This is a genomic window from Pseudomonas sp. SA195 (genome assembly GCF_054131565.1).
Map to the genome: position 1 here is coordinate 1,804,968 of NZ_CP096392.1, position 15,637 is coordinate 1,820,604.

At 57.8% G+C, this 15,637-nt stretch carries 19 protein-coding genes and 2 tRNA genes; 11 read left to right on the forward strand and 10 right to left on the reverse strand.

What is annotated here, in order from left to right; all coding sequences use genetic code 11:
* Positions 1-4 precede the first annotated feature (4 nt).
* From M1D78_RS08380 to M1D78_RS08400, 5 genes are all read right to left on the reverse strand, one after another.
* Positions 5-1,336 (reverse strand): deoxyguanosinetriphosphate triphosphohydrolase, encoded by a 1,332-nt coding sequence (locus tag M1D78_RS08380; RefSeq protein WP_437419682.1) that lies wholly within the window; start codon positions 1,334-1,336, stop codon positions 5-7.
* Positions 1,337-1,487: 151 nt separating this feature from the next.
* The gene (locus M1D78_RS08385; protein ID WP_437419681.1) at positions 1,488-1,799 is read right to left on the reverse strand and encodes a hypothetical protein; all 312 of its coding nucleotides are present in this window, start codon (positions 1,797-1,799) and stop codon (positions 1,488-1,490) included.
* Positions 1,796-2,176 (reverse strand): phage holin family protein, encoded by a 381-nt coding sequence (locus M1D78_RS08390; RefSeq protein WP_437419680.1) that lies wholly within the window; start codon positions 2,174-2,176, stop codon positions 1,796-1,798. Before M1D78_RS08390 ends, M1D78_RS08385 begins: the two co-directional genes overlap by 4 nt.
* 14 nt (positions 2,177-2,190) lie before the next feature.
* On the reverse strand, positions 2,191-2,595 hold the full coding sequence (locus M1D78_RS08395) for a DUF883 family protein (protein WP_437419679.1): 405 nt from the start codon (positions 2,593-2,595) through the stop codon (positions 2,191-2,193).
* A 179-nt stretch (positions 2,596-2,774) separates the two neighbouring features.
* A complete protein-coding gene (locus M1D78_RS08400) occupies positions 2,775-4,031 on the reverse strand; it encodes an OprD family porin (RefSeq protein WP_437419678.1) in 1,257 nt (418 codons plus the stop codon).
* A gap of 407 nt (positions 4,032-4,438) precedes the next feature.
* On the opposite strand from M1D78_RS08400, the gene M1D78_RS08405 reads away from it, so the two are divergent.
* Positions 4,439-4,675, forward strand: a complete 237-nt coding sequence (locus tag M1D78_RS08405; protein ID WP_437420366.1) for a glutaredoxin family protein — start codon at positions 4,439-4,441, stop codon at positions 4,673-4,675.
* Between the two features lie 102 nt (positions 4,676-4,777).
* Here the strand turns inward: M1D78_RS08405 and M1D78_RS08410 are convergent.
* From M1D78_RS08410 to mobA, 3 genes are all read right to left on the reverse strand, one after another.
* Positions 4,778-4,854, reverse strand: a tRNA-Pro gene (locus M1D78_RS08410).
* Between the two features lie 101 nt (positions 4,855-4,955).
* A complete protein-coding gene (locus tag M1D78_RS08415; protein ID WP_437419677.1) occupies positions 4,956-5,177 on the reverse strand; it encodes a YgdI/YgdR family lipoprotein in 222 nt (73 codons plus the stop codon).
* A 46-nt stretch (positions 5,178-5,223) separates the two neighbouring features.
* On the reverse strand, positions 5,224-5,826 hold the full coding sequence (mobA, locus tag M1D78_RS08420; protein ID WP_437419676.1) for a molybdenum cofactor guanylyltransferase MobA: 603 nt from the start codon (positions 5,824-5,826) through the stop codon (positions 5,224-5,226).
* A gap of 68 nt (positions 5,827-5,894) precedes the next feature.
* Between mobA and moaB the strand changes: the two genes are divergently transcribed.
* From moaB to M1D78_RS08435, 3 genes are all read left to right on the forward strand, one after another.
* Positions 5,895-6,434, forward strand: a complete 540-nt coding sequence (moaB, locus tag M1D78_RS08425) for a molybdenum cofactor biosynthesis protein B (protein ID WP_437419675.1) — start codon at positions 5,895-5,897, stop codon at positions 6,432-6,434.
* Positions 6,431-7,633: a molybdopterin molybdotransferase MoeA gene (locus tag M1D78_RS08430; protein WP_437419674.1), complete on the forward strand. Its 1,203-nt coding sequence runs from the start codon at positions 6,431-6,433 to the stop codon at positions 7,631-7,633. Before moaB ends, M1D78_RS08430 begins: the two co-directional genes overlap by 4 nt.
* 188 nt (positions 7,634-7,821) lie before the next feature.
* Positions 7,822-8,853 (forward strand): acyltransferase family protein, encoded by a 1,032-nt coding sequence (locus M1D78_RS08435; protein ID WP_437419673.1) that lies wholly within the window; start codon positions 7,822-7,824, stop codon positions 8,851-8,853.
* A 77-nt stretch (positions 8,854-8,930) separates the two neighbouring features.
* Here M1D78_RS08435 and M1D78_RS08440 read toward each other — a convergent pair whose 3' ends face one another.
* Positions 8,931-9,233: an I78 family peptidase inhibitor gene (locus M1D78_RS08440; RefSeq protein WP_437419672.1), complete on the reverse strand. Its 303-nt coding sequence runs from the start codon at positions 9,231-9,233 to the stop codon at positions 8,931-8,933.
* A 169-nt stretch (positions 9,234-9,402) separates the two neighbouring features.
* Here M1D78_RS08440 and M1D78_RS08445 point away from each other — a divergent pair, with 169 nt between their 5' ends.
* Both M1D78_RS08445 and M1D78_RS08450 read left to right on the forward strand, forming a co-directional pair.
* Positions 9,403-9,804 (forward strand): PA2779 family protein, encoded by a 402-nt coding sequence (locus M1D78_RS08445; RefSeq protein WP_437419671.1) that lies wholly within the window; start codon positions 9,403-9,405, stop codon positions 9,802-9,804.
* 23 nt (positions 9,805-9,827) lie between these two features.
* Positions 9,828-10,748: a PA2778 family cysteine peptidase gene (locus M1D78_RS08450; protein ID WP_437419670.1), complete on the forward strand. Its 921-nt coding sequence runs from the start codon at positions 9,828-9,830 to the stop codon at positions 10,746-10,748.
* Here the strand turns inward: M1D78_RS08450 and M1D78_RS08455 are convergent.
* Entirely contained in the window at positions 10,745-12,028 is a 1,284-nt protein-coding gene (locus tag M1D78_RS08455; RefSeq protein WP_437419669.1) for an NAD(P)/FAD-dependent oxidoreductase, read from the reverse strand. The two genes, M1D78_RS08450 and M1D78_RS08455, sit on opposite strands and share 4 nt — an antisense overlap.
* Before the next feature lie 174 nt (positions 12,029-12,202).
* Between M1D78_RS08455 and M1D78_RS08460 the strand changes: the two genes are divergently transcribed.
* The 5 genes from M1D78_RS08460 (at position 12,203) to rplT (ending at position 15,622) form a co-directional block, all read left to right on the forward strand.
* A tRNA-Val gene (locus M1D78_RS08460) sits at positions 12,203-12,279 on the forward strand.
* Positions 12,280-12,508: 229 nt separating this feature from the next.
* Positions 12,509-14,431: a threonine--tRNA ligase gene (gene thrS / locus M1D78_RS08465; RefSeq protein WP_437419668.1), complete on the forward strand. Its 1,923-nt coding sequence runs from the start codon at positions 12,509-12,511 to the stop codon at positions 14,429-14,431.
* Complete coding sequence (gene infC / locus M1D78_RS08470; protein WP_177493022.1) at positions 14,431-14,982, forward strand: translation initiation factor IF-3; 552 nt, start codon at positions 14,431-14,433, stop codon at positions 14,980-14,982. Before thrS ends, infC begins: the two co-directional genes overlap by 1 nt.
* Before the next feature lie 62 nt (positions 14,983-15,044).
* Complete coding sequence (rpmI, locus tag M1D78_RS08475; protein WP_019339386.1) at positions 15,045-15,239, forward strand: 50S ribosomal protein L35; 195 nt, start codon at positions 15,045-15,047, stop codon at positions 15,237-15,239.
* A 26-nt stretch (positions 15,240-15,265) separates the two neighbouring features.
* Positions 15,266-15,622: a 50S ribosomal protein L20 gene (gene rplT / locus M1D78_RS08480; RefSeq protein WP_131648508.1), complete on the forward strand. Its 357-nt coding sequence runs from the start codon at positions 15,266-15,268 to the stop codon at positions 15,620-15,622.
* Positions 15,623-15,637 lie beyond the last annotated feature (15 nt).

The following is a 15,637-nucleotide window of genomic DNA, read 5'->3' on the forward strand; positions in this document are numbered from 1 at the left end:
TTGCTCACGTCGGGCTCGAGCGTCCGGTCATCTCGCCCGCCATTTCCGTTGCGTAGCTGTCGGTCATGCCGGCAATGAAGTCGATCATCCGCATGAAGGACTGGTACAGGCTCCAATCAGGCCTGGGCGCGTTGCTACCCAGCAAATCGAGGATGCGGCGGTTCTTGAACGAAGGCGTGCGCCCGCCATGTTGCTCGAGCGCGGCCCCGCAAAAGGCGTTCAGCAAGATTTCGAGTGTGGTGTAGGCGCCGATCTCGTGAAGCGTCTTGCGCTTGTCTTGAAAAATCTTCTGCCGGGCGATGGCCTTCGCCTGGACGACGCATTGCTTGGCGGGGCCGTGCATGTGTTCAACCAGGTCTCCAACGAGCTTGCCGGCCAGTAACGCCTCCTGTTGTTCGACGAAGGCGCGTGCCGCGGCGTTGGTCAGATGCTCGATCGCCTTGCCCCGAAGGATGGCCAGTTTGCGGCGCCGGGATTCGTTGGGGCCGAGCTGCCGATACGTTTCCGGCAGGTCGTCGCCGACCAGATTCAACAGCAGCGATTCGACCTCGGCATATTCGAGCAGGTCCATTTCGAGCCCGTCTTCCAAATCGATCAGGCCGTAACAGATGTCGTCAGCCGCCTCCATGAGATAAACCAGTGGGTGGCGCCCCCAGCGGTGGGCGTCGATTTGCGGAAGGTCCAATTTGGTGGCGATCTGCTCGAGTAGCGGAAGCTCGCTCTGGTAACAGCCGAACTTGTGTTTCTTGTAACCCAGCGCCTCGGCATGCCGTGACGTCCAGGGGTATTTCAGGTAAGTCCCAAGCGTTGCGTATGTCAGGCGGGTGCCGCCATCGAACTGGTGGTATTCGAGTTGGGTCAGTACGCGAAAGCCCTGAGCGTTGCCCTCGAAGTTGAGAAAGTCGCCGCGTTGCGCATCGCTCATGTCGTCCAGCCAGCCGCGGCCAGCGGCCTGCTGGAACCAGTAGCGAATGGCGTCTTCGCCAGAATGGCCAAACGGCGGGTTGCCAATGTCATGTGCCAGACAGGCAGACTGCACGATCATGCCCAGGTCCGCCGTGCTGCACCATTCGGGTAGCCGGTCACGTAACACTTCGCCGACACGCATGGCCAGTGAACGGCCGACGCAGCTCACCTCGAGCGAGTGGGTCAGACGTGTATGGATATGATCGTTGCTGGAGACGGGATGCACTTGGGTCTTGCGGCCGAGGCGCCGGAACGCCCCGGAAAAGATGATCCGATCATGATCTTTGTGGAAGGGGCTTCGGCCGAGCTCGTCGGTGCTATGAACGGACTTTCCGAGTCGTTCACGGTTCAGCAGCGTTTGCCAGTCCAAAACCCTCTCCTTGTTCCAGCCTAAGAATCGCCGCCGCACTGTTTCCCAGGCGGCCGGTGCCGTCAGCGTATCGCACTGCACGACGAATCGACACCGGTCGGTGGCCGGGTTTTCGCTTATGACCTGGCGTGACGGCGATGAGCGCCTACATTCATCGTCGCAGGCGCCGTGCCAGTGGATACAGCGTGATACCCAGCCTGGCCAGCGTTCCTACCTTGCCGAGCCGTTTGCCGAACAGGGCGAGCAGAACGGTAGCGGCAATCATCAACGGACCTTTGACTGTGTGCGGCGATTCGTGGTGACCACGGTTACCGCCCATACCGACCATGCTGGACAGACGCTGAAAGGGATGCGCCAGTGGCTGCGAATGGTAAAGGATCTGTTGGCGATTCATTTCCATACGCAGGCGAACCAGATCCTTACGCATGGCTAGATCACTGGACGAGCTCAGGGGAAGGCTCATGGCATCAGTCGCTCCCTGTTGCGTGACAATTCTTCGACCGTTGCCTGGAATGGCGCTGCGCTTTCCTTGGCCAGTCTGGCGGCGCGGATCACACAAATGATCATGCCGATGGCGTATGCCAGGCAAAGCACCAGGATCGCCCCGATGGGGTGCGTGTCCCAGAACAAAATCACCACGGCGGCCGACAGCCCTACCAAGATCAGCAGGCCCAGGATTAGGCTGATACTGGCAAGCAGGAACAGCTTGAAAACCCGTACCCGCTCCTCCTGGATCTCGATGCCGATCAGTTCGAGGTGGCCCTGCAGCAGACCGGCGATGGCACCACCCAGTCTCTTGATCGAAGGTGTCGGCGCTTCATCGGTTCTATCGCCTTGCATTGGCTCGGCCCCCATTAGCGGCGGGTGATCAGGCCCAGGAGAAAGCCAACCCCGGCGGCGATGCCGATCGACTGCCATGGATGCGTATGCACATATTCCTCGGTGCACTGAATGGCCGCCTGGCCTTGCTCCCTGAGCGTGCCTTCTTGATCTTTCAACATCTGGCGGGCCCGGCCGAGGTTCGCATTGATCTTGCCGCGCAATTCTTGCGTCTGGGTGCCAGCCGTATCCTGGGTGTGTTTGAGCAGCCGCTCGGTATCGGCGATCAGGGTGTGGAACTCCTTGATCATCGCGTTTTGCGCGGCCTGAAGGTTGCGACGATGCGCTGACATGTTGATCAGCGACGAAGTGGTGCTCTCGGTATTTCCATCAGGGATTGGGGTGTTGTCGGTGGTGCCGAAAGTCGATTCGGTAGACATCTGCAGCTCCTCTCGAGTCTTCCAGGGACAAAAGGTCCCGGTGCCTCAAGGTCAGAGCCCGGATTGCCGCCTAAGGTTCCCGCTTCGTTAACCGAGCGAATCGGTACTGGCAGAGCGTGATCACAGGCAAAAAGAAACCCGCCGAAGCGGGTTTCTTTTACAGCATTGGCCAGTCTCGCTTACATCAGCGGGATGGTGTAGCTGACGATCAGACGGTTCTGGTCGATGTCGCGAGTGGAGTTGCTACGGTATGTACCGTTGCGCCACTTAATACCAAGATTCTTAAGCGAGCCTTCTTGGAAGACATAACCGATATCGGTGTTACGTTCCCATTCCTTGCCGTTACGGCCAGTGTTGGTTCCGAAGTCAAAGTTGTCTCCGGTGACGTATCGGGTCATAAACGTTAGGCCGGGAATGCCGATTGCAGCGAAGTTGTAGTCGTAACGAGCCTGCCAGGACTTCTCGTCAGCATTGGCATAATCCGAGCTGATCATTACGTAGTTGACAAGGTACGGGTCCGTGCCATTCAGGTATGCGAAGCCAGTATCGCCGCTCATTTTTTGGTAGCCGAGACCAAAGCTGTGACCACTCAAGGAATAAGTGACCATGGCGCCGAAGGCCTTGTTGTCAACTGTGGACGAACCGTCGTCAGTTGACCGAGCGTAACGCAGATCGGTCTTTAGAGACTGTCCTTCGCCAAGTGGCTGCACGTGAATCAAATTAAAGGAGTGCTGCTTGTATGCTTCTTCCAGGTTGCTGTAGTAATAGCTGCCTGTCAGATTCTCCAGAAGCTTATAGCTAGCGCCAGCGAAGATAAAATTATCGATCTCGTTCTGGGTAGCACCGCCTCTGAGCTGCGCTTGGAGGTCGTCGTAGTGGGAGTCGTTGCGCTCGTTCACTTCAGTCAGATACCCAACGTCAAGCGTCAAGCCTTTTACTTCTTGAGAAACTAGCTGGCCGCCTTTGAAGGTCTGTGGAAGCAGGCGCGAATCGCTGCGAGCAACGGCCATGTTCTTAGGCTCAAGAGTGCCAACCTTTAGAACCGTATTAGAAATCTTCGCCTTAGCGGTTAGGCCAAGTTCGGAGTATTCATTTGGAGCCGAACCATCATTGTCGATAGGGAGCAGGCCAGTCCCAGTGCGACCGCGACCGGAGTCCAGCTTAACGCCCAAAAGACCAAGCGCGTCTACGCCGAAGCCGACGGTGCCCTCTGTATAGCCAGACTCAGCGCGCAGGATAAAGCCCTGCGCCCACTCTTCTGATTTGGACTGTTTATCAGATGCAACTGAGCGGTTATCGCTGTTGTAGTAAAAATTCCGCAGTTCCAAGTTGACTTTGCTGTCGTCAACGAATGCAGCTTGGGCCATGGTCGGGATGGCCAGGGTTGCTCCCAGAGTGGCGAGTGCCACGCCACGCGCGATGGGGGTCTTGAGCATTTCTTGTTTCTCCTCGTTGGATGATGCTCTGAAGTCGCTCTAACGGCGCCATGCAATAAAGCATTACATACATGATTAAGCCTTTAGACCTTAGTCTTTCGGGCGTACCTGGCGACGTGGTAGCTGTTCAGACTTCCTGCGCTCGTGCTGGTAAGGGATCACTTGTTGATCTTTCCCGCCAACGATACGCCAGCTCTCACGGCCGACCCTGCAGCTCTCCGCCTGCTTGGGCTGCCGCATCCTAGCGTTTTGCTTCCGCTGAGTCGATTCCCTTAATCAAACCGTCGTTCGACTGAGGGGAAGTTCACAGTTCTTGAGGCAGTGGAATGCAACTCGCGCTATCTGAAAATCCATTCCAGTTGAGTGCGGCTGCTAAAATTCAGCTTTTTGAACTGCCGGAAATTGCAATGTTGCCTGAATGTCAACTTTTCGGGACGCTGGGATGCCACCTCTGCGAGCAGGCCGAGGCCGAAATCATGCCGTTGGTGGAGCATGGCTTACTGGTGGAACTCGTCGATATCGTAGATAAGCCGGAGTGGATCGATGCGTACGGTTTGCGAATTCCGGTACTGCGGCGGGTGGACACCGGCGCCGAGCTGGATTGGCCATTCGAGGCGGAGCAAGTCGTGCGATTCGTGAGCTGATTACCGGCACAGCGCTGGCAATACACTTGCGCTAAATCACAGGCATAAAAAACCGGCTTATTGGCCGGTTCTTTCATGCCTGCATATCAGCAGGGCGGGATATGGTCGGAGCGACTGGATTCGAACCAGCGACCTTCTCGTCCCGAACGAGACGCGCTACCAAGCTGCGCTACGCTCCGAAGCTGGCGCGCATTCTACAGAAAAAATGTGCGTCGACAAGGGGTTGGAAAGGCCATTTTGAAGAGGGCGGAGCGGGGCTCCGCCGTGCTGTTTCGTGTGTTTAAAGCTCCTGAACGGTCCGAACCTGATCCTTGTTGACCTTTCCGGGTTTGCCGTCGAGCCCTTCGTATTCGTAGAAGCCGGAGTCGTCGTCATAGTCCGGTCGGTCGAGGGTCTGGATTTCTCGTCCATCGTTGAGCGTGATCACGGTGGGGGTCGAGCAGCCGCCCAGCAACGATAACCCGGCGATCAATGCCACTACCAAACCGGTTCTTGAACGCATGTCGAATTCTCCTCTGTGGTTGCGGTTGTGACGGTGCGCCAAAGGCCTAAGTTCCCCCTGCAGGTGCATGCAGCGCCATCACATCCGCGGAGTTCAGGTTGACCAATCGCTCATCGTCAGGCTCGAGGTCGAGTGCTTGGGCGCCGAGGCGCTCGAGGACTCGGTAGTTACTCCTCTCTCCGGCGTGCCATGCCGCTTCGATCTCAGCGGATAGATGCGTTGGGATGACGCAAAACAATGGTTGCCAGCGACCGCTCTGCCTGACCATCAGCGGTAGGCGGGGGGTGAGCAAAGCCGTTTCGTACATCTGTTGCAGTAGGCTCTGATCGATGCGGGGCGAGTCGCACGGGAGTGTCAGGGTCCACCGCCCACGTGAGGCGGCCAGGCCTGCCATGATGCCCGCGAGCGGACCGGGATAGCCCGGTTCGGCATCGCCCACGAGGCGATCGGCGAAACAGGCATAGCGGTCTTGATTTCGGTTGCAAGAGATCAGCAGCTCGTCGGTCAGCGGACGCGCTACGTCATGGATCCAGGCTACGAACGGCTTGCCGTGCCAATCGACCAAGCCCTTGTCTAGGCCACCCATGCGGCTGCCTTGACCTCCGGCAAGTATCAGGATCGAGCAGTGTGCGAGTGTGGCGGTCCCCATGGGCTGCTCCGGCAAAAGCCTGTGATATAACACCCAAAAATCACCTCAACAACCGGATGCCCGCTTCCATGAGCCATCTCGCCGATCAGTTGTTCGTTCCCCTCAATATCGCCGTCCTGACGGTAAGCGATACCCGCTCGCTCGAAACTGACACGTCGGGGCAGCTGTTCGTGGACCGCTTGCAGACGGCCGGTCATCGGCTCGCTGCTCGTGTTCTGCTCAAGGACGACCTGTATCGCATTCGGGCGCAAGTCGCGACCTGGATTGCGGAGGAGGAAGTACAAGTGGTGCTGATCACGGGGGGGACGGGTTTCACTGCCCGTGACAGTACGCCCGAAGCAGTCGCCTGTTTGCTGGACAAGCAAGTCGATGGGTTTGGTGAGTTGTTCCGCCAGATATCGGTCGCCGACATCGGCACCTCGACTGTTCAGTCCCGAGCATTAGCAGGTTTGGCCAATTCGACGCTCGTATGCTGCCTGCCCGGCTCGACCAATGCTTGCCGCACTGCCTGGGATGGCATCCTTGCCGAGCAATTGGACGCTCGACATAGCCCCTGCAACTTCGTGGCGCACCTGAAAAAGGCTCAGCCTTGCGAGTCGCGCGGATGATGCCTGCCGGACTGATGTCGGTTGAGGATGCGCTCGCTGAGCTGCTGGCACAGGCCGATGCAGCGCCTTCGCTTGGCCAGATTCCGGTCAGCCTCGATCAGGCGCATGGGCGCGTGCTTGCCGAGCCATTGATTGCGTCACTCGATCTGCCGCCGTGGCCTAACAGCGCCATGGACGGTTACGCGTTGCGCGCCGGCGACGAGGCGCAGCCATTAGTGGTGTGTCAGAAGATTTTCGCTGGCACTCATCCGCTCCCGCTTCAGCCTGGATGCTGCGCGCGTATCTTCACCGGGGCTCCGATCCCTGAGGGGGCCGACAGCGTTGAGATGCAGGAAAATGTAGAGGTGCTCGACGACGGGCGAGTCCGGTTTCAGCAGCCTGTCCGTGCCGGTCAGCACGTCCGCCCACGGGCGGGTGAAGTGACGCAGGGTGCCACGGTACTGCATGCGGGTGCACGGCTGGGGCCGGTGGAACTGGCGCTGGCGGCGTCCCTGGGGTGTGCTGAGCTGCGCGTCAGCCGCCACCTTCGTGTTGCCCTGATCTCGACTGGTGACGAACTTGTCGAGCCGGGCAAGCCGCTGATGCCCGGTCAGATTTATAACAGTAACCGGACCCTGCTGCGGGACTGGCTCCGTCGCCTCGGTTGCGACGTGATGGACATGGGCATCCTGCCGGACGACTTGCAGGCGGTTCGCCAATGCCTTGGGTCGCTGCATAACGCAGACCTTATTTTGTCCACCGGTGGAGTTTCGGTCGGCGAAGCGGATTTTCTCGGGCAAGCGCTTCGAGAGGCAGGTGAGCTCAATTTCTGGAAATTGGCAATCAAGCCCGGCAAGCCGCTTACCTTTGGACGTTACAACGGCATTGCCGTGCTCGGGCTGCCAGGCAATCCAGCGTCCACTTTGGTTACCTTCGGGCTCTTGGCACGCCCCTATATCCTGCGCCGGATGGGCGCAAAGGCTGTCAGGCCGATGAGCTTCACGGTCCCCGCTGGGTTCGACTGGCCACGCCCGGGTAGTCGCCGTGAATATCTCCGCGTGCGGCTGGAGGAGGGTAGGGCTGTACCTTATACAAACCAGAGCTCGTCGATACTGCGTAGCGCTGTCTGGGCAGATGGCTTGGTCGAGGTTATCGAACACCGCACCGTGGAAGTGGGAGAACCGGTCCGCTTCATCCCGTTCTCTGAACTCTTCTCTTGACCGGGTACCCGCCTCCGCCCAGGGCCAGCGTCCGGGCGGCGGGTGTCGTTTCGTTCGTGCAGTTCATGTCGTTCATCGCCTGTTTCGATCGGTAATAAACCGATAGCGCTTTTGATTGTCTATTGCTGCCAACTCGCGCCAGTTCTCGCTGGTACCCGTCCGGTAAGGCATTGGACAAGGAGAATGCAATGCAGGAACGTAACGCTTGGGTCGACTATGCCAAGGCCATCGGGATCATTCTGGTTGTATATGGGCACGTCGCTCGCGGCGTCTTCAACGCAGGGTTACCCATGGAAGAGACGCGTTATGTGCTCGTCGATAGCATCATCTACAGCTTCCACATGCCGCTGTTCTTTTTCCTCTCCGGCTTGTTTTTCTACGACTCCCTGATTAAACGCGGCAAGACTGGGTTGATCGTCAATAAGATCGATACCGTGGCGTACCCCTTCATTATTTGGTCGCTGCTGCAGGGTTTCATCGAGGTTGTGCTATCGAGGTATACAAACGGGGACGTTACGGTTGCCGAGGTGCTGTCGCTGTTGTGGTCGCCGCGCGCGCAGTTCTGGTTTCTGTACGCGCTGTTTTTTATCTTCGTCGTTTGCTCATTCGTCTACTGGAGAGCAAGCCGTAGGTTGTTTTTGCCGATCACGCTCGGCTTTGCTGTCCTCTATATATTCAAGGCGGAACTGGCGTTCGGAACGATTTCTTCGTTTGTATTTGGCAACGCGGTGTTCTTCGCCCTTGGCGTTTTCTTCAACGAAATAAAGCAGTACTTTCTGGCGCGCCACGTCCAGCTGACATGGATATTCGGTGCGCTATTTGTGATCGGCCAGTACCTCTTCCATATAACGTTCGGCTTGAACTGGACAGTCGGCGGGATGCCCGTGTTGGCGCTCGCGGCGATATCGATCCTGTTCATGGTCTCGCTGTCGATGTGGCTCGGGCGGGTGCGGATCGAGTGGCTGTTGTTCATCGGTGCATCGTCAATGACGATCTACTTGGTGCACATTCTGGCGGGTAGCGGGCTGCGTGTAGTCTTGGCTAGCTTCTTAGGCATCGAAAACATCCCGGCGCATCTCATTCTCGGAACCTTGGTCGGCATCGCCGCGCCGCTTGTTGTGCAGGCATTCGTCAAACGCTACGGCTTTACTTTCCTGCTGACTCCGCCAAGGCCAGTTTCCGCGACTCATTTTCACGTGCGTCGCGCCGTACCTCAGTAGCTTCTTATAGCGCGGTGTACCAGGTGAGACGCGAGCATTAGCGATGCGCCCTGTGGCGGTACAGGGCGCGGCTGAACCTAGCCGCAGCTGATTCGCTGAACCTGCAGGGCTTCGTCCGTATACAGCGTCAGGCGCTGGCCGTTGTACTCGAGCGTGACAACGTCGTCCGGGCGGATGATTCGCGCCGTCATCGCGCCGCTCTGTTCCCGTGCTTCGTCGAGCAGTTCCGGTGTTGCGCGCTCGCCGACCAGCTGCCGCACCGCAGAAGCGTCGCACCGGTCTGGCGGTGCCTGTGTTACTACAGGCTGTTCGACGCTGGTCTGGCAGCCTGCTGCAGCCAGCGCGAGTAAAAGCCCTGCGAAAGTCTTGATTGGTTGCATGAGATCTCCTTCTGATGATTCGAACCCTCACTATAGCGAGGGGCCGCGGCCGATGCAGGGGGCGTGAGGCGAGGCAGCTTGTCGGGGAACTGGCGGAACCTGGATGACGTCTTAGCGGTGATGGCTCTTTGCGACCGAGCGGAGCCAATAACAATCAAGGAGTTTCGCCATGTTCAATTCCCCTCTTCTCAAGCGTGTGGCCGGTGTTCTGGCAGCTTTGCACTTCATGTTGTTCGCCCAGATTCCGTTCGCTCAAGCTGCAATGATCGGCACGCCCGAAATCGTGGCGGAACATCAGCAGCAAATTGACCGGGAACAGTTGCGGGTAATGCTCGATGACCAGGACGTACAGAAGAAGCTCGAATCGATGGGTGTCGATCGTGCCAAGGTAGAGCAGCGAATCAACAGCCTGACCCCGGCCGAACTTGCGCAATTCAATCAGCAGCTCGACCAGGCGCCTGCGGGCGCAGGCGCCGTAGGCATCATCGTGCTTTTTCTGGTGATCTTCATCATCACCGACATGCTCTGCGCAACTAATATTTTCAACTTCATCAACTGCATTAACCGTTGATTCGAGCATTCGTATCGCTGTTGATGCTCGGCCTGCTCGGGGCCTGCGCGCGGTCTCCACTCGTGCCGCTTGACACTGCGCAGCTCCCGACCAGGTTCGAGCTGGAACAAACGCCGTTCTTCCCGCAGGAGGACTACCAGTGCGGTCCGGCGGCACTCGCGACCGTGCTGGCCCAGCGGGGGGTCGATACCGATCCCGAGCGTCTCGTCGGGCGGGTCTATATTCCGGAGCGCAAAGGCAGCTTGCAGGTAGAGATGGTTGCGGCTGCGCGTGCGCATGACCTGCTGGTTTATCGCCTGTCGCCACGCCTCGAGTCGGTCTTGGCGGAAGTCGCGGCCGGCAATCCTGTTCTGGTGCTGCAGAACCTGGCTTTCGACCGCTGGCCGCAATGGCACTTTGCGGTGGTGGTGGGCTATGACCTGACTAATCAAACCATCGTGCTGCGATCGGGTACGACGCGCCGCTGGGTTGGTAGCTTTCGCCAGTTCGAGCGCAGTTGGATGAAAGGTGACAGATGGGCCGTCGTGACGACGCCGCCAGACATGTTCCCGTCGACAGTCGAGGAGGCCCGCTGGTTGCAGGCTGCAAGCGACCTCGAGCAGACCGGGCGCAACGAGGCAGCGCGGCGCGCTTACCGTGCGGCCGTAGACCGATGGTCGAGCGGATTGTCTTGGTTTGCGCTGGGTAATGGCGCCTATGCGGCCGGCGACAGAGAGGACGCCGAGCTGGCGCTGCGACGCAGCGTCCAAAAAGAACCGGGCTTCGCTGCTGGCTGGTCTAACCTAGCCCACGTACTGGCTGAGCGTGGTTGTCGAGCACAAGCCATTCAGGCGCAGCAGTGCGCGGCCCGACAGGCGCCAGCGGAGGCGCGGTTCGTCACTGGTGGGCTTCCCGCGACGGTCGAGGTGGCGGCGTGCAGTCCGGTTCCGGAGTGCCCGCGCTAGAAGCCGAATCGGTCGCGCAAGTTGTAGTAGAGCGCCCCTAGTGCGCTAAGGGGCACACTGAAGCGCTGACCGCCGGGGAATGGGTAGTGCGGCAGCTTGGCGAAGGCGTCGAATCGCTCGGCTTGCCCGCGCAACGCCTCGGCGAGAACCTTGCCCGCGAGATGGGTGTAAGTTACGCCATGCCCGCTGCAGCCTTGCGAGTAGTAGATATTGTCTCCAATCCGACCCACCTGCGGCAGGCGAGATAGCGTGAGCAGGAAGTTGCCGGTCCAGGCGAACTCTGTCCTTACGCCCTCTAGCTGAGGGAAGGTCTTGAGCATTTTCGGCCGAATGATGGCATCGATGTCTGACGGGTCGCGGGCACCGTATACGACGCCGCCGCCATAGATGAGCCGCTTGTCCGCAGAAAGCCGGTAATAATCCAACAGGTAGTTGCAGTCTTCGACGCAGTAATCCTGTGGCAGCAGAGTTGCGGCAAGCGAATCGTCGAGCGGCTCGGTTGCGATGACCTGTGTGCCGCAAGGCATAGATTTAGACGCAAGTTCGGGGATCAATTCGCCCAGGTAGGCGTTGCCGGCTACCACGATGTATTTGGCTGATACCTGTCCCGTTGCGGTGTGGACGCGAGGCGATGGGCCGCGCTCGATCCTGACGGCCGGGCTTTGTTCGTGAATGATTCCACCAAGCGACTCGAATGCCTCCGCTTCGCCTAGCGCAAGGTTTAGAGGATGAATATGGCCGCCGCCATGGTCGAGCATGCCGCCGATGTACCGCTCGCTTGCGACCGCGTTGCGTATGCCCTTTGTGTCGAGTAGTTCAAGCTGGTCATAACCGTAGCTCTGCCAGAGGCTGCGCTGGGCCTCGAGATGACGCATTTGCTTGTCGTTGAAGGCCGCGAATACCCCGCCATTTTTAAGGTCGCATTGGATGTTGTATCGAGCAACCCGCTCTCGGATGATGCGGCCGCCCTCGAACGCCATTGCACCGATTAGCTGGGCGTCGCGGGCGGGAACGCTGCGCTCGACGCTATCGATGTCCCGGCTGTAGCTATTGACGATTTGTCCGCCGTTGCGGCCGGATGCCCCGAAGCCGACCTTGGCTGCCTCCAGAACGATGACCTTGAATCCCTGTTCGGCCAGGAACAACGCTGTCGAAAGTCCTGTATATCCAGCGCCAATGACGCATACATCCGTTTCGACCGACGCCACAAGGGGCGGGCGCTGCGGGGCTTGGTTCGCTGAAGCAGCGTAATAGGACGCGGGATAGGATGTGTTCGGCATTTTGAAGAAGCCTGTTCTGAATATTTGACGAAGATCGTAACGCTGCGGACCGGTGGTTGCCACCAATGACACGGTTTACAGCCTCGCTTCATTCAAAAAATTCAACTATTCAGTGGCTTAGCGAAAAAAGTACTTGACTCCCTCGGGCGTATCTCTAGAATGCGCGTCCATCGGAGGCACATAGCTCAGTTGGTTAGAGCACCACCTTGACATGGTGGGGGTCGTTGGTTCGAATCCAATTGTGCCTACCAATTCCGAAAAAAGGGTCGCAGTAGCGACCCTTTTTTTATGCATTGCTTGTCAGTTGGGCTGCTTCCCTGGAAGTATCTCGGCTTTCTAAATGTTTCCAGTGACTTCGGTTCGGTCGATCAGCTTTAGAGCTCCTGCCATTGTACGGCGGGCTAATCGGCTGGCCGCTTTCCTGGCTCATCCCAACCCACGTGGCCTTTGGTAGGGGTCACCACTAGGAGAGGAGGCGCCATGCCCATCATCACTCTTCCCGACGGCAGTCAGCGTTCATTCGATCAACCGGTCAGCGTAGCTGAGATTGCTCAATCCATTGGGGCTGGTCTCGCCAAGGCAACGCTCGCGGGCAGGGTCGATGGTCGCCTGGTCGATGCGTGCGATCTGATCGACAAGGATGCAAGCCTGCAAATCATCACGCCAAAGGATGAAGAGGGGCTGGAGATTATTCGGCACTCCTGCGCTCACCTGGTTGGGCATGCAGTTAAGCAATTGTATCCCTCAGCCAAAATGGTCATCGGCCCGGTAATCGCTGAAGGATTTTATTACGACATCGCATTCGAGCGCCCCTTTACTCCTGACGACATGGCGGCGATCGAGGCGCGCATGAGGGAGCTTATCGATACCGAATATGACGTGATCAAGAAGGTCACGCCTCGTTCGGAAGTGATCGATGTATTCCGGTCGCGCGGCGAAGATTACAAGCTGCGTCTGGTCGACGACATGCCTGATGAACAGACTATGGGTCTCTATTACCATCAGGAATACGTGGACATGTGCCGCGGCCCGCACGTGCCGAACACGCGATTCCTCAAATCTTTCAAGTTGACCAAGCTGTCCGGCGCCTACTGGCGTGGCGACGCGAAGAATGAACAGTTGCAGCGGATCTATGGCACTGCCTGGGCAGACAAGAAGCAGCTTGCAGCCTATATCCAGCGCATCGAAGAAGCGGAAAAGCGCGATCACCGCAAGATCGGCAAGCGCCTCGATCTCTTCCATACACAGGAAGAGGCGCCGGGTATGGTGTTTTGGCACCCCAACGGCTGGACGCTATACCAAGTGCTCGAGCAGTACATGCGGGGCGTGCAGCGTGATAATGGGTATCAGGAGATCCGTACGCCGCAAGTCGTCGATCGTAGCCTTTGGGAGAAGTCCGGGCACTGGGCGAACTATGCGGAGAATATGTTCACCACGGAGTCCGAAAGTCGGGATTACGCAATTAAGCCCATGAATTGCCCTTGCCATGTGCAAGTGTATAACCAGGGCCTTAAAAGCTATCGCGAGTTGCCTCTGCGACTTGCGGAGTTTGGCGCGTGCCATCGCAACGAACCCTCCGGTGCGCTCCATGGAATCATGCGCGTGCGGGGCTTTACGCAGGACGATGCGCACATCTTCTGTACCGAAGAGCAGATGCAGTCGGAATCAGCCGCTTTTATCAAACTCACCCAATCTGTCTATTCCGATTTTGGTTTTGACAATATTGAGCTCAAGCTGTCGACTCGTCCCGAAAAGCGTGTCGGTTCAGACGACTTGTGGGATCGGGCGGAGGCCGCGCTAGCCGCTGCGTTAGATAGTGCCGGGCTGCCCTACGACCTGCAGCCAGGTGAAGGCGCATTCTACGGGCCGAAGATCGAGTTTTCTCTTAGGGACTGCCTCGGCCGGGTGTGGCAGTGCGGGACGCTGCAGCTGGACTTCAACCTCCCGATTCGTCTCGGCGCCGAATACGTCAGTGAAAACAACGACCGTCAGCATCCGGTCATGCTGCATCGCGCCATTCTAGGCTCGTTCGAACGTTTCATAGGTATCCTCATCGAGCATTACGAAGGTGCGTTCCCTGCGTGGCTGGCACCGACGCAAGCGGTGATCATGAATATCACTGACAAACAGGCCGATTTCGCTGAAGAAGTGGAGCGGACGCTGAATCAGCGCGGCTTCCGTGCCAAGTGCGACTTGAGAAACGAGAAGATCGGCTTTAAAATCCGCGAGCATACCTTGCTCAAGGTTCCCTATCTTCTGGTTATCGGAGATCGGGAAGTCGAGACACGAGCCGTTGCTGTGCGTACCCGTGAAGGCGTTGATTTGGGGTCCATGCCCCTGGATGATTTCGCCCAATTGCTGGCACAGGCGGTTTCCCGGCGTGGTCGCCAAGAATTGGAGTAATGACTATTAAGCGTGAAATGAGACAGGATAAACGAGCTGCACCCAAGGCCCCGATCAACGAGAATATCTCGGCTCGTGAGGTCCGTTTGATTGGTGCTGATGGCGAGCAGGTTGGCATCGTCTCTATTGATGAAGCGCTTCGTATTGCTGAAGAAGCGAAATTGGACTTGGTGGAAATCTCCGCCGACGCGGTTCCTCCCGTTTGCCGGATTATGGATTACGGCAAGCACCTGTTCGAAAAGAAGAAACAGGTCGCAGCGGCGAAGAAGAACCAGAAGCAGATTCAGGTTAAAGAAGTAAAGTTTCGTCCAGGGACGGAGGAAGGGGACTATCAGGTCAAGTTGCGTAACCTGGTGCGTTTCCTGAGTGACGGGGACAGGGCCAAGGTATCGTTGAGATTCCGCGGTCGTGAGATGGCCCATCAGGAGCTGGGGATGGAACTATTGAAGCGGGTCGAAGCTGACTTAGCTGAATACGGTTCGGTCGAACAGCATCCGAAGATGGAAGGACGCCAGCTGATCATGGTCATCGCTCCCAAGAAGAAAAAGTAACCTCCAGGGCACTGGCAGGCCTTGCGGTTATTTGTAATCACCCACACTGTGGAGTACCGAACATGCCAAAGATGAAGACCAAAAGTGGCGCTGCAAAGCGCTTCAAGAAAACAGCGAATGGCTACAAGCATAAGCACGCTTTCAAGAGCCACATCCTGACCAAAATGTCTACCAAGCGTAAGCGTCAGCTGCGTGGTACATCTTTGATGCACCCGTCTGACAACGCAAAAGTAGAGCGCATGCTGCGCGTTCGTTAATTCGGTCAAGACTAGAGGAATAACTCATGGCTCGTGTTAAGCGTGGCGTCGTCGCTCGTCGCCGTCACAAGAAAATCCTGAAACTCGCCAAAGGCTATTACGGTGCTCGTTCGCGCGTGTTCCGTGTCGCCAAGCAAGCGGTAATCAAGGCTGGCCAATACGCCTACCGTGACCGCCGTCAGCGCAAGCGTCAGTTCCGCGCTCTGTGGATCGCTCGTATCAACGCCGGCGCGCGTGTAAACGGTCTGTCTTACAGCCGTTTGATCGCTGGTCTGAAAAAAGCAGCCATCGAGATCGATCGCAAGGTTCTGGCCGAGTTGGCAGTGAACGAAAAAGCAGCCTTCGCTGCGATTGTCGAAAAAGCCAAAGCTTCTCTGGCCTAAGCCCATCGACAGTCG

Excerpts from the sequence above, each read along its gene's own strand:
- M1D78_RS08395 (WP_437419679.1), bottom strand. The coding sequence starts at position 2,595 with ATGTCTACCGAATCGACTTTCGGCACCACCGACAACACCCCAATCCCT.
- M1D78_RS08440 (WP_437419672.1), bottom strand. The coding sequence starts at position 9,233 with ATGCAACCAATCAAGACTTTCGCAGGGCTTTTACTCGCGCTGGCTGCA.
- thrS (WP_437419668.1), top strand. The coding sequence starts at position 12,509 with ATGCCCATCATCACTCTTCCCGACGGCAGTCAGCGTTCATTCGATCAA.
- M1D78_RS08455 (WP_437419669.1), bottom strand. The coding sequence starts at position 12,028 with ATGCCGAACACATCCTATCCCGCGTCCTATTACGCTGCTTCAGCGAAC.
- M1D78_RS08385 (WP_437419681.1), bottom strand. The coding sequence starts at position 1,799 with ATGAGCCTTCCCCTGAGCTCGTCCAGTGATCTAGCCATGCGTAAGGAT.
- M1D78_RS08430 (WP_437419674.1), top strand. The coding sequence starts at position 6,431 with ATGATGCCTGCCGGACTGATGTCGGTTGAGGATGCGCTCGCTGAGCTG.
- M1D78_RS08435 (WP_437419673.1), top strand. The coding sequence starts at position 7,822 with ATGCAGGAACGTAACGCTTGGGTCGACTATGCCAAGGCCATCGGGATC.
- rpmI (WP_019339386.1), top strand. The coding sequence starts at position 15,045 with ATGCCAAAGATGAAGACCAAAAGTGGCGCTGCAAAGCGCTTCAAGAAA.
- M1D78_RS08415 (WP_437419677.1), bottom strand. The coding sequence starts at position 5,177 with ATGCGTTCAAGAACCGGTTTGGTAGTGGCATTGATCGCCGGGTTATCG.
- M1D78_RS08445 (WP_437419671.1), top strand. The coding sequence starts at position 9,403 with ATGTTCAATTCCCCTCTTCTCAAGCGTGTGGCCGGTGTTCTGGCAGCT.
- M1D78_RS08405 (WP_437420366.1), top strand. The coding sequence starts at position 4,439 with ATGTTGCCTGAATGTCAACTTTTCGGGACGCTGGGATGCCACCTCTGC.
- mobA (WP_437419676.1), bottom strand. The coding sequence starts at position 5,826 with ATGGGGACCGCCACACTCGCACACTGCTCGATCCTGATACTTGCCGGA.
- moaB (WP_437419675.1), top strand. The coding sequence starts at position 5,895 with ATGAGCCATCTCGCCGATCAGTTGTTCGTTCCCCTCAATATCGCCGTC.
- M1D78_RS08390 (WP_437419680.1), bottom strand. The coding sequence starts at position 2,176 with ATGCAAGGCGATAGAACCGATGAAGCGCCGACACCTTCGATCAAGAGA.
- M1D78_RS08450 (WP_437419670.1), top strand. The coding sequence starts at position 9,828 with ATGCTCGGCCTGCTCGGGGCCTGCGCGCGGTCTCCACTCGTGCCGCTT.
- rplT (WP_131648508.1), top strand. The coding sequence starts at position 15,266 with ATGGCTCGTGTTAAGCGTGGCGTCGTCGCTCGTCGCCGTCACAAGAAA.
- M1D78_RS08400 (WP_437419678.1), bottom strand. The coding sequence starts at position 4,031 with ATGCTCAAGACCCCCATCGCGCGTGGCGTGGCACTCGCCACTCTGGGA.
- infC (WP_177493022.1), top strand. The coding sequence starts at position 14,431 with ATGACTATTAAGCGTGAAATGAGACAGGATAAACGAGCTGCACCCAAG.